The sequence below is a fragment of the Amycolatopsis sp. La24 genome, assembly GCF_029087445.1.
Classification (GTDB): domain Bacteria; phylum Actinomycetota; class Actinomycetes; order Mycobacteriales; family Pseudonocardiaceae; genus Amycolatopsis; species Amycolatopsis nivea.
Window position 1 is genome coordinate 1 of record NZ_JARACH010000115.1, and the last position, 11,481, is coordinate 11,481.

Here is an 11,481-nt window from a genome sequence, read left to right on the forward strand (position 1 = left end):
GATGCCTTGACAAGCACCCCCGCGCCGTGTTTTTGGCTTCGTATCGGGGTTGGGGGTGGGGTGGGTGCCTCGCTCGTTGGGTGCATCGCTGCCGGTTTAGGGCTTTGCGTTGTTGTGGTGAATGCTGGCGCGGCGGATTCGTTGCTTGTCGAACTGCTGAGAGAAATTAATGCCCCTGCCCCTGCCCCTGCCTCGCCGAGTTGGGGGTGGGCTGGGTGCGTGAGGGGAACCCTGAGGAACTCTGATTCCCTCAGGGTTCCCCTCACGTACTGGTGTTAGCCGCGTTCGATGAGGTGGCCTACTACTTCTGGGCCTGGGTGAGCGTGGCCCGAGCCGTCTCGGCGGAGGTCGATTTCTGGGAGTTCTACTGGGTCTCCGGTGCGGCTCGCGCCTGCTGGGCGGGGGCCTACCCACGCGACCTGGACTTCGGTTTCTCCCTTGAGGAAACGGTGGGTTCGCACGCCGCCGGTGGCTCGGCCCTTCGCTGGGTATTCGCTGAAGGGCGTGACCTTGACGCTCTGGCCCGTTGCCGTCACGACCATGGGTTCGCCGTGTTCTTCGTCGTCGGTGCGGATGGCGCCGAAGAAGATCGCGGTGGCGTTTGCGGACAGTTTCACGCCTGCCATGCCGCCGCTCTTGGTGCCTTGCGGGCGGATCAGGCTCGCGGCGAAGCGCAGCAGGGAGGAATCCGACGAGATGAACGCCAGGGTTTCGTTTCCGTCGGTCAGCCAGGTCGCGCCTACGATTTCGTCACCATCCTTGAGGCTGATGACTTCGAATTCGTCCGAGCGCACGGGCCAATCCGGGGCGCACACCTTCACTACGCCGCCGCGGGTGCCGATGGCCAGGCCTGGTGAGTCGCCTGCTTGTTCGCCCAGGGGGGCGATTCCTACGACGCGTTCACCCTTTTCCAGCGGTACCAGCTCTTTCGCTGCCATACCGCCGCGCAACGAGACTGTGCCTGCTTGTTCTGGGAGCACGGGCAGGGGCAGCACGTCCGTCTTGAACGCGCGGCCTCGGCTGGTCACCAGCAGCACCTGGCCGCGTGCGGTGGTGTGCACGACGGCTGACACGGCATCGTGTTTTACGCGGCCGTTTCGGCGGCGGACTTCCGACGCCTCTTCGGATTCCGCTGCGGTGCGGGCGACCAGTCCGGTCGCCGACAGGATCACCTGGCACGGGTCGTCCGCCACCTCGAGCGGGCCGGACGGCTTCGACGCGGCCAGGACTTCCTTCAGGTCGCCGTCGATCAGGCGGGTGCGGCGGTCGGTGGGGAAGTCCTTGGCGATCTTCGCCAGTTCCGTCGACACGAGCTTCTTCAGGACCGACTCGTCCTCGAGGATCGTGGTCAGTTCGGCGATTTCCGCGCGCAGCTTGTCCTGCTCGTTTTCCAGTTCCAGGCGGTCGTACTTCGTGAGGCGGCGCAGCGGGGTGTCCAGGATGTAGGTCGCCTGGATCTCGGACAGCTTGAACTTCGTCATCAGGCCGTCCTTCGCGGCGGCCGCGTTTTCGCTTTCGCGGATCAGCCGGATGACCTTGTCGATGTTCAGCAACGCGATCAGCAGACCGTCCACCAGGTGCAGGCGCTCTTCGCGCTTGCGGCGGCGGTAGCGCGTGCGCCGCGTGACGACCTCGTAGCGGTGCTTCAGGAAAACTTCCAGCAGCGCCTTCAGGCCGAGCGTCTGCGGCTGGCCGTCGACGAGCACCAGGTTGTTGATGCCGAACGACTGCTCCAGCGGCGTGAGGCGGTAGAGATCCGCCAGCAGCGCCTGCGGGTTGACGCCCACCTTGCACTCGATGACGAGCCGCGTGCCGTTCTCGCGGTCGGTGAGGTCCTTGACGTCCGCGATTCCGGTGAGCCGCTTGGACTTGTTGACCTCGTCGGTGATCTTCTCGATCACCTTCTCCGGGCCGACGCCGTACGGCAGTTCGGTGACCGTGATCGCCTGCCGGCCGCGGCTGCCTTCCAGCGGGCCGGTCTCGACGTTCGCGCGCATGCGGACCACGCCGCGGCCGGTTTCGTAGGCCTTGCGGACCTCGTCCAGGCCCAGCAGGCTGCCGCCGGTGGGCAGGTCGGGGCCGGGGACGTACTCCATCAGCTTGTCGAGCGTGGCGTTCGGATGGTTGATCAGCCACCGCGCGGCGCCGATCACCTCGCCGAGGTTGTGCGGGATCATGTTGGTCGCCATGCCGACCGCGATCCCGGACGTGCCGTTGACCAGCAGGTTCGGATACGCCGCAGGCAGCACCGACGGTTCCTCGAGCGAACCGTCGTAGTTCGGCCGGAAGTCGACGGTGTCCTCGCCGAGTTCGCCGACGAGCAGCATCGCTTCGTTCGACATCCGGGCTTCGGTGTATCGCGAAGCGGCCGGTCCGTCGTCTGGGCTCCCGAAGTTTCCGTGCCCGTCGATCAGCGGGGCGTTCAAGGAGAAATCTTGGGCGAGCCGGACCATGGCGTCGTAAATCGCGGTGTCGCCGTGCGGGTGGTACTTGCCCATGCAGTTGTGGACGACGAAACCCTCGGCCGCGAATTCGTGCTCGTCCGTGCCGACCTGAATGTCGTAAGTGGCTTCCGGTTCGACCGGCTCGACGGAAACCACTTCCAGGAACGAGAATCCGTTCAGCGCGTCGAGCCGTTCGGCGAGCGGAGAACCGATCCGGCGCAATTTCTCGATCCAGCCGTCCTGCCGCGCCCGGGAAAGCCGGAACGAACGGTCGGCCAGCGCGGTGCCGTGCCGGTCCTTTCCGTAGCGGACCGCGGTGCCGCTCGTCGTCGACAGCGACGCCCGGAACGCGGTTCCGGACGTGTCGCGGAACCAGCCGCCGCCGCGATGAGCGGCGGAGAACTCGGCCATGACTCCCTTGTTGGGCAGCCGGTCGTTCCCTTGCTTTCCGTCGTATTCGTAAGCGATTTCGGCGAGCTTTTCGAGACTGTCCTTCTTGTAGCCGATCGTGATCCACGGCAGCAAAACGCGGGACAGCGTCGCCGCGTCGGAGCCGCTGACGGACAGGCCCAGGAGCGTCTTGTGACCGGTTTCCTTGGGGTTGCTCCAGTGGTGGCCGTGGATGCCGAGGTCCGCGAGCATCGCGTACACCTGCCGGACGAGCTTTTCGCTCGTGCTGACGTAGACGATCTCCCGGTGGTTCTTCCGGATGTAGCCGTCGCCGTCGAAGAGACCGGCGAGGTACGGAGCCCAGGAAGCCCGGTCCGAGAGGACTTCCGCGGGCACGTGCTTCGCGTCGCTGAGCGGTTCGCCCGCCGCGAGCAGGCCGTCGTGCCGGGCGAAGGTGAGGATGTGCTGGTCGCGCCATTCCGGTTTCGCCGCGGCCCGGTTCCCGCGCGACACCCGCACGCCGTTGGCCTGCGCCCACTCGTGCACGGCGTCGAGCGGTTCGAGGTCGCACATGTGGATGCGGACTCGCCCGTCCGCGGGGCGATTCCGGTCGACGGCGAACCCTTCGGCCGTGATCAAGCCGAGCAGATAGGCGTACCGGTCCCCGCCTCGCGGCAGGCATTCCCGCCGGCTGGCGCCGTAGGCGACGGTCAGCCGTCCGGTCAGGTCGCGCGCAGCCGTCCAGTCCAGCGTCGAGTCGTCCGCCACGGTACGGAACCGCTGCCCCGGGGTGACGGTCATGGTGTGGCCGTTCGACCAGGTGATGCGGACGAGTTCGTCCGGCGGGTTCTCGTAAACCTCGGCGACCGGCACGGCTTTGCCGCGGCTGTCCAGCACCTGGTCGCCGATTTCGATGGACTCGATCGGCCGGAGACCCTCCGGGGTCGACACCAGCGCGCCGCGCACGAAGCAGTCGCCGACCACGCGTGACGACTTCACGTACGCGTGTGTCGGGCGGTAGCCGTTCTCGTTCATCGAGAACAGGATTCGGCGGTGCACCGGCTTCAGGCCGTCCCGTGCGTCCGGGAGGGCGCGGGAGTGGATCACCGAGTACGCGTACTCCAGGTACGAGTCTTCGATCTCCGTCTTCAGCGGGTTGTCGAAGACCTGTGCGCCCGGCGAGTCGAACGCGCTCGGGTCGACCCGGGTCACCGGGGTCTTGCTACGGCGAGCCATGGCTCACAACTCCTTGGGAACGAACGGAAAACTCAGACGTCGATGGCGTCGCGGTCGACGCGGTCGGACGATTCGACCAGCCAGTTGCGCCGCGGCTCGACCTTCTCGCCCATCAGCAGTTCCAGCGCCAGCTCCGCGGCCTCGACGTCCTGGAGCGTGATCCGCCGGACCGAGCGCGTCGCCGGGTTCATCGTGGTTTCCCACAGCTCGTCGGCGTCCATCTCACCGAGGCCCTTGAACCGCGGCACCGGCGTGACGACCGTCTTGCCCGCCGCTTCGAGTTCGGCGACCTTCTGCTCCATCTCGCGCTGGGTGAAGGTGAAGACGGTCTCCGAACCGCGGCCCTTGGTGGTGATCTTGTGCAGCGGCGGCATGGCCGCGTACAGCCTGCCGTCCTCGATCACCGGGCGCATGTACTTCGCGAACAGCGTGATCAGCAGCGTTCGGATGTGCGAACCGTCGACATCCGCGTCCGCCATCAGGATCACGCGGCCGTAGCGCATCGTCGACAGGTCGAACGTGCGGCCGGTGCCCGCGCCGAGCACCTGCACGATCGACGCGATCTCGGCGTTCTTCAGCGTGTCGCCCAGCGACGCCTTCTGCACGTTGAGGATCTTGCCGCGCAACGGCAGCAGCGCCTGGTACTCCGACACCCGCGCCATCCGCGCGCTGTTGTGGACGAACACGCCGGATTCGAGAGCGAAGTTGTGATAGCCATCGACGGTGAGGTCATAGACGTCTGCCGTCTCAGCGAGCGGTTCGACGCTGACAACGCTGTGGTTGGCGTTTTTCGCAGCCTCGCGAAGCCGGGTGTAGTCACCGTCGAAATGTGCGAGCAACCGTGCGAAACGCAGTTCGGTCTTCGCCTCAGCCTTGCGGTGTGCGTCGTACGCGGCGCCTAGTTCAGCGTCTGTGCAGGACAACATTGCGGACAGACGCTTCAACGCCGCGTTCCGCCGCCCGTCGTGCTGGCGGGCCACCCGCTCTGCCCGGGGAACAGACGCGACATACTCGGCACGACCTGCCTGGACCTTCTCGAGATGCCCCGTTTCCGGGTCGCTCATCCGCTTCTTCATCCGCGCGGAGTGCTGCTCCCCGAACTCGGGATGCTCCTCGTGCCAGGCGACGACCGCGGCCCGCTGACGTTCCCGTTCCCCAGGGCACGAGAACTGCTCGATCGTCTTCTGCGCGCGCCAAGACCGGAGCGATTCGTCCTGCCACTGCCGGGCGGACCGCTCGCTCCACTCCTCGCGCCGTCCCGGCTCAGCGAAGAACGCACGGACCCGTTCCGCGGCCTGCGCCCGATGTTCAGGGCGTTCCCAGTACTCAGCTTGAACCTGTCGCAGGCGCTCCGCGTATGCCGCCTTCTCCTCGGCGTTGAGTCCGCCGTACCAGATCTGGAAACCTTCTTCGAGCCGCCTCCGGAAGTTCGGATCGCTGTTGAGCGCGGCCAATCGAGCGAGGCACGCCGTGCGGAAGGCCGGGTCCTCCCACTGACGCGACAGCATCGCCGATTTGAATTCCAAGCCGCCTTCGGCCAGCCAGGCACGATAGCCCTCGTGGACGTGGTCGCCCATCATCGACGCGTGGAGGGCGGCGTGGTCTTCCCACGTCATCCGGCGGATGTTGCGCGGATCGTTGTTCCGCTTGTTCACGTCGACGTGGTGGCGGACGTTGCCGTTCATCGAGTCGTCGCGACCGTGGCGCAGGTTGTAGGCGTCCGCAAGGTAGTGCGTGTACACCCACTCCGAACGGTCGTTCATCCAGACGCGTTCGTAGCCGTTGAGCTTGTCTCCGCCTGCGGTGGACGAGACGGACCGGTAAAGCGGCATCAGCGAATCGCCGGGCGCCAAGGCGTCCGCGCGCCGATACGACCCGTCCCTCAACCGGAAGAGATGATCGGGAGTGCAGCGGACGGATTCGCCGTTGTCGATCGTGACGCGGACCAGCTCCGCGGCTCGTTTGGTCACTCGAGGCTCGACGAGCGGAGCGAGGACGACACGGCCGGCCTTGTTCGTGGCGTAACCGAAGTGAGTGATGCCTGCTTCCCAGTCTTCGGTGAGCTCGGCGAAGGAACGGCTGGCACCGGAAGCAAGGGCTACCCGCGTATCTCCGGTGAAGCAGCCGAGTGCGCTGTCGCCCTCGACCAGGAACAGTTCGCTGCGCGAGACGCCGGTGGTGCGGCAGTCGACCAGCTTCGGCGGCATCGCCGCGCCCTCGAGCGCGGTTTTGCGCCGGGCGGCGTCCTTCTGCTGTTTCTGGGTGAGCCGCACGCGTGCCGCGTCGACCACCTTCTGCAGCACGATCTTGGCCTCGGACTTGGTTTTCCGGTCCTCGGTCCAGGCGCGCAGCTGCTTGTCGACGATGCCCTGGAGGACGCGCGTGATGCCCGCCGTGGACAGTTCGTCCTTGGTCTGCGAGGTGAACTGCGGCTCCGGCAGCCGGACGTGGATCACCGCGGTCATGCCTTCCAGCACGTCCTCGGTGGTCGGCGGGTCCTCCTTCGCCTTGAGGAGCCCGCGCGTCTTGCCGATCACGTCCTGCAGCGCACGGGTGACCGCGCGGTCGAAGCCGCGCCGGTGCGTGCCGCCGTGCACGTTGCGGATCGTGTTGGTGAAGCATTCCACGGTGCGCTCGTAGCCGGTGCCCCAGCGCAGCGCGACCTCGACCTCGGCGTGTCGCTCCACATTGGACTGCATGACGCCGTTGGCGTCCGCCGCGTTCTCCTTGTACGTTCCCTCGCCGGTGATCATCAGCGTGCCGCAGACGGGTTTTTCGCTGTCCGGGGCAAGGAAGTCGACCATGTCCGCCAGCCCGTTCGGGAAGTGGAAGGTCTCCTCGTTGATGGTGTCCTCGAACGTGGTGCGCAGCACGTACGTGACGCCCGGCACGAGGAACGCGGTGTTGCGCAGCTTCGTGCGCACGCCCTCGACGTCCAGCGCCGCGCCGGTTTCGAAGTACCGCGCGTCGTACCAGTAGCGGATCGACGTGCCGCTGCGTTCGCCGCGCTTCATCTTGCCGACGAGGTTGAGGCCGGAGCGGCGGGTGAATTTCGCCTTCGGGCCGGGGCCGTCGAACACGCCGGGCACGCCGTGCGCGAACGACATCTGGTGTACCTTGCCGTCCTGCTTCACCGTGACGTCGAAGCGGTGCGACAGCGCGTTGACCGCCGAAGCGCCGACGCCGTGCAGGCCGCCGGACGTCTTGTATCCGGAGCCGCCGAACTTGCCGCCCGCGTGCAGCCGGGTCAGCACCAGTTCGACGCCGGAAAGGCCCGATTTGGCGTGGACGCCGGTGGGGATGCCGCGGCCGTCGTCGTCCACCTGGACGCTGCCGTCGGCGTGCAGCGTGACGACGATGCGCGAGGCGTGGCCGGCCACGCCCTCGTCGGTGGAGTTGTCGACGACCTCGGAGAAGAGGTGGTTGATGCCTCGGCTGTCGGTGGAGCCGATGTACATCCCGGGGCGCTTGCGGACCGCCTCTAGTCCTTCGAGGTGGGTCAGGTCGTCGGCCCCGTACAGAGTCTCAGCGGTCACGAGGTCGTTCTCCCGGATCGAGGCGTGCTGTTCGGTGGGCAAACAGGTGGCCGGAGCAGGGGCCCCGGGCCGTCACCGTACTGCAGGATATCCGCACCCCCTGACAGGAACTGGCCGCTGCGCCTCCGACGGCGTCCGGAAGCGTGTCCCAGGTCACCGGTATAGTCCTGTAGGAATACATCTTCCACGCGAGTAGTTGTGCCGACAAGCAAGGTGCGAAGCAACCGGCTAGGGAGCGGTCATGCAGTTCGGAATCTTCTCGGTGGGCGACGTCACGACCGACCCCACCACGGGCGTCACGCCCTCGGAGCACGAGCGCATCAAGGCGATGGTCAAGATCGCGCTCAAGGCCGAAGAAGTCGGTCTCGACGTCTTCGCCGTCGGAGAGCACCACAACCCGCCGTTCGCCGCGCCGGCGAACCCCACGGTGCTGCTTTCGAACATCGCGGCGCAGACGGAGAAGATCGTCCTCTCGACGTCGACCACCCTCATCACCACCAACGACCCGGTGCGGCTGGCCGAGGACTACGCCATGCTGCAGCACCTCGCCGACGGGCGGCTCGACCTCATGATGGGCCGCGGCAACACCGGCCCGGTCTACCCGTGGTTCGGCAAGGACATCCGCGAGGGCATCCCGCTGGCCGTCGAGAACTACGCGCTGCTGCACCAGCTCTGGCGCGAGGAGGTCGTCGACTGGCAGGGCAAGTTCCGCACCCCGCTGCAGGGCTTCACCTCGACGCCGCGCCCGCTCGACGGCGTGCCGCCGTTCGTGTGGCACGGTTCGATCCGCAGCCCGGAGATCGCCGAACAGGCCGCCTACTACGGCGACGGGTTCTTCGCGAACCACATCTTCTGGCCGACCTCGCACTTCCAGCAGCTGATCGCGTTCTACCGGCAGCGCTTCGAGCACTACGGGCACGGCAAGGCCGACCAGGCCATCGTCGGGCTCGGCGGGCAGGCGTTCATCCGGCCGAAGTCGCAGGACGCGTGGAACGAGTTCCGGCCGTACTTCGACAACGCGCCGGTGTACGGGCACGGCCCGTCGCTCGAGGACTTCACCGAGCAGACGCCGCTGACCGTCGGCAGCCCGCAGGAGGTCATCGACAAGACGCTGACCTTCCGCGAGCACTTCGGCGACTACCAGCGCCAGCTGTTCCTGATGGACCACGCCGGCCTGCCGCTGAAGACCGTGCTGGAGCAGCTCGACCTGCTCGGCGAGGAGGTCGTGCCGGTGCTGCGCAAGGAACTGGACGCGAAGCGCCCGGCGCACGTGCCGGACGCGCCGACGCACGAATCGCTCAAGGCAGCCCAGGCTGTCAACGCCTGACCCAGGTACCCCGGATCGAGTGGAGAGGTCATGACTGCACGCACTATCGCCGTGGTCACCGCGGGGTTGAGCCAGCCGTCGTCGACGCGGCTGCTGGCCGACCGGCTGGCCGAGGCCACCCGCGCCGCCCTCGTCGACGACGACGTGACGGTGAAGGTGTTCGAACTCCGCGACATCGCGGTGGACATCACCAACAACATGCTCACCGGGTTCCCCAGCCCGCAGCTGCGGGAAGTGATCGACACCGTGACTCGCGCGGACGGCTTGATCGCCGTGACGCCGGTGTTCACCGCTTCCTACAGCGGGCTGTTCAAATCGTTCTTCGACGTGCTGGACAAGGAAGCGCTCGACGGCAAGCCGGTGCTGCTCGCCGCGACGGGCGGTACCGAACGGCATTCGCTCGCGCTCGACTTCGCGCTGCGGCCGCTCTTCGCCTACCTCCGCGCGACCGTGGTTGCGACAGGCGTATACGCCGCGTCGTCGGACTGGGGCAGCGTCGAGGCGACGGGTGCGTTGCAACAGCGCGTGGAGCGGGCTGGCCGCGAGCTGGCGCAGCTGGTGGCAGCGGCGCCTGAGGCGAAGCCGGACGACGAGTACGCGTCGGTGTCGTTCGAGCAGTTGCTGGCTGGTCACTAACGGCTCCTGGCGGTCAAAAGTGCCTGCGGCGCCGGGGTTTCCGGGTTGAGGAGCAGTTCGGCCTCGACGGTGAACCCGGCGTCGCGCAGCCATGTCGTCATGCGTTCTCGTGGGCGGCGGTGCACCTGGACGTTCATCGGGTGGCCGCCGTAGCCCTCGGTTTTCCGCCGGGTTTCGTCGCCGACGTGGAAGAGCAGTTGAAGCAATCCGCCGGGACGCAGTGCTTGCCGGAAGTTCGCGAGGACCGACGGGAGCAGCTCGTCGGGCAGGTGGATGACCGACTGCCACGCCACGATCCCGGCCAGCGACGCGGCCGGCAGCGGATCGGTCATCGAACCGACCTCGAACCGCAGCTCCGGATAGTCGCGCCGGGCCACCTCGATCATGCCGGGGGAGAGGTCGAAGCCGTAGGCGGCCACGCCGAGCCCGTTGAGGTGGGCGGTGACCTGGCCGGGGCCGCAACCGATGTCGGCGACTGGGCCGTCGTCGACTTGTTCGGCGAATAACCGCAGCGCGGCAAGCAGATACGGCTGTTTGCCCAGTGCGTCGCGGACGAACGTGGCGTAGTCCTCCGCCACGGTGTCGTAGGACGTTCGGGTGTCGGTGAGCCAATCCATGTCAGCCTGCCGGGTTCTGGGCGATGAGGACGGTGGCACGCGTGGTCCAGCGCAGCGCCGAGTACAGCTGTTGCCCGTCCGCGGTGGCGACGAGAATTCCGGTGGTCGCGCCGTGTGCCATCGCGTTTTCCGCGAGCGAACTCATCACCACGCTGCCGAGACCGCGGCGGCGATGCTCCGGGACGGTTTCGATCCGGTCCGCGATCGCGTCCGTGCCGACCACGGCCATGGTTCCGCGCGCCGCGACACCCGAATCGGGATGTCGCAGCACGGTTTCGCACACCGCCCCGTGCACGGTGGTCGCACCGGTGTAGGGCGGCGGAGCTGGACGCGCTGGATGTCGGCGCAGGGGAATGGTCATGAGCGCTTCGCGTGCGTCGCGGAGCTTCAGCCCAGCCTCGCGCACGATCTCTTCGACTTCCTCCGGCCGATTCGTCGGCACGGTCAGCCAGGTCGGGCGTTCTGCCGCGGCGACTTCTTCGGCGAGGCCGCGCAGGACGTCGGTTTCGGCGGACAACGCGACGACCTCGCGATGCCGATCCGGTTGTTCGAGCAGGACGTGCAGCCCGCCGCGGCTTTCCTCGGCGGGCCGGAATCCTCGGGACGCGCCCCATCCCGCCTGCCAGCGGCGGATGAGGTCAGGTAGTGATTCGACCACGCTGAGCAGCTAACCACCCGGCACCGACAAAAACCGGCCAGCGCGGTGCCGGGTCCAGTATGGACAGTCCGGCTGGCAGTACCGCGAGCCCGGCGGCACACTGGCCCGATGGGATTGGGCAAGCCAGTGCGCCGGGTGCTCCTTGCGGTCGTCGGCGGGGCGCTGGTGATCGTCGGGGTCGTGCTGCTCGTGCTGCCGGGGCCGGGATTGCTGCTGGTGCTGGCCGGGCTCTTGGTGCTGGCGTCGGAGTTCCCGGCGCTGCAGCGATTTGTCGACCCGGTCCGGACGCGGGCGATGCAAGCCGCGGAGGAGAGCGTGTCCTCGCCGCTGCGCATCGCCGGCTCGGTGCTGGCCGGTCTGGCGCTGCTGGCCGCGGGAATCGTGTGGGGGACGGTGCGGTCGCTGCCGCTGAGCGGGTGGAGCACGGGGACGAGCTTGATTCTGTCCAGCTTGATCTTGTTCGCGTTGCTGATCTGGAGTTACCGGCGGGTGCGGGCGAAGCGGGGAGAGCCGTGAAGGGCTCCTTGAGGGAATCTGACCTGGATCCACCGATTTGAGGTTTTGCTGATCTTGGTGGTGGGTGTGCGGGTGGTGTTTGTTGGGTGGGCGCGTTGGTGTGGCTGGCGTCGCACCAGCG

Annotated in this window: 7 protein-coding genes and 1 pseudogene; 3 read left to right on the plus strand and 5 right to left on the minus strand. The window is 67.3% G+C overall.

The window, feature by feature from the left end:
• Positions 1-275: 275 nt before the first annotated feature.
• The 3 genes and pseudogenes from PUT80_RS45415 to PUT80_RS46375 all read right to left on the minus strand — a co-directional run.
• A complete protein-coding gene (locus PUT80_RS45415; RefSeq protein ID WP_275295832.1) occupies positions 276-4,070 on the minus strand; it encodes a DNA topoisomerase (ATP-hydrolyzing) in 3,795 nt (1,264 codons plus the stop codon).
• A gap of 32 nt (positions 4,071-4,102) precedes the next feature.
• Complete coding sequence (locus PUT80_RS46370) at positions 4,103-6,220, minus strand: toprim domain-containing protein (protein WP_343076923.1); 2,118 nt, start codon at positions 6,218-6,220, stop codon at positions 4,103-4,105.
• Positions 6,197-7,606, minus strand: a pseudogene (locus PUT80_RS46375) (ATP-binding protein); the annotation flags it as partial. The pseudogene PUT80_RS46375 and the gene PUT80_RS46370, both read right to left, overlap by 24 nt.
• Before the next feature lie 241 nt (positions 7,607-7,847).
• On the opposite strand from PUT80_RS46375, the gene PUT80_RS45425 reads away from it, so the two are divergent.
• Positions 7,848-8,933 (plus strand): LLM class flavin-dependent oxidoreductase, encoded by a 1,086-nt coding sequence (locus tag PUT80_RS45425; protein ID WP_134663378.1) that lies wholly within the window; start codon positions 7,848-7,850, stop codon positions 8,931-8,933.
• Between the two features lie 30 nt (positions 8,934-8,963).
• On the plus strand, positions 8,964-9,569 hold the full coding sequence (locus PUT80_RS45430) for an FMN reductase (protein ID WP_134732794.1): 606 nt from the start codon (positions 8,964-8,966) through the stop codon (positions 9,567-9,569).
• Here PUT80_RS45430 and PUT80_RS45435 read toward each other — a convergent pair.
• Together PUT80_RS45435 and PUT80_RS45440 are read right to left on the minus strand one after the other, a co-directional pair.
• Positions 9,566-10,186 (minus strand): class I SAM-dependent methyltransferase, encoded by a 621-nt coding sequence (locus tag PUT80_RS45435; RefSeq protein ID WP_275295834.1) that lies wholly within the window; start codon positions 10,184-10,186, stop codon positions 9,566-9,568. The two genes, PUT80_RS45430 and PUT80_RS45435, sit on opposite strands and share 4 nt — an antisense overlap.
• Position 10,187: 1 nt before the next feature.
• On the minus strand, positions 10,188-10,844 hold the full coding sequence (locus tag PUT80_RS45440; protein ID WP_275295835.1) for a GNAT family N-acetyltransferase: 657 nt from the start codon (positions 10,842-10,844) through the stop codon (positions 10,188-10,190).
• A gap of 108 nt (positions 10,845-10,952) precedes the next feature.
• Here PUT80_RS45440 and PUT80_RS45445 point away from each other — a divergent pair, with 108 nt between their 5' ends.
• Positions 10,953-11,360: a PGPGW domain-containing protein gene (locus tag PUT80_RS45445; protein ID WP_275295836.1), complete on the plus strand. Its 408-nt coding sequence runs from the start codon at positions 10,953-10,955 to the stop codon at positions 11,358-11,360.
• Positions 11,361-11,481 lie beyond the last annotated feature (121 nt).

What these genes read in the sequence shown, in the direction of transcription:
- PUT80_RS45415 (WP_275295832.1), bottom strand. Translation starts at nt 4,070, where the DNA reads ATGGCTCGCCGTAGCAAGACCCCGGTGACCCGGGTCGACCCGAGCGCG.
- PUT80_RS45425 (WP_134663378.1), top strand. Translation starts at nt 7,848, where the DNA reads ATGCAGTTCGGAATCTTCTCGGTGGGCGACGTCACGACCGACCCCACC.
- PUT80_RS45430 (WP_134732794.1), top strand. Translation starts at nt 8,964, where the DNA reads ATGACTGCACGCACTATCGCCGTGGTCACCGCGGGGTTGAGCCAGCCG.
- PUT80_RS45435 (WP_275295834.1), bottom strand. Translation starts at nt 10,186, where the DNA reads ATGGATTGGCTCACCGACACCCGAACGTCCTACGACACCGTGGCGGAG.
- PUT80_RS45445 (WP_275295836.1), top strand. Translation starts at nt 10,953, where the DNA reads ATGGGATTGGGCAAGCCAGTGCGCCGGGTGCTCCTTGCGGTCGTCGGC.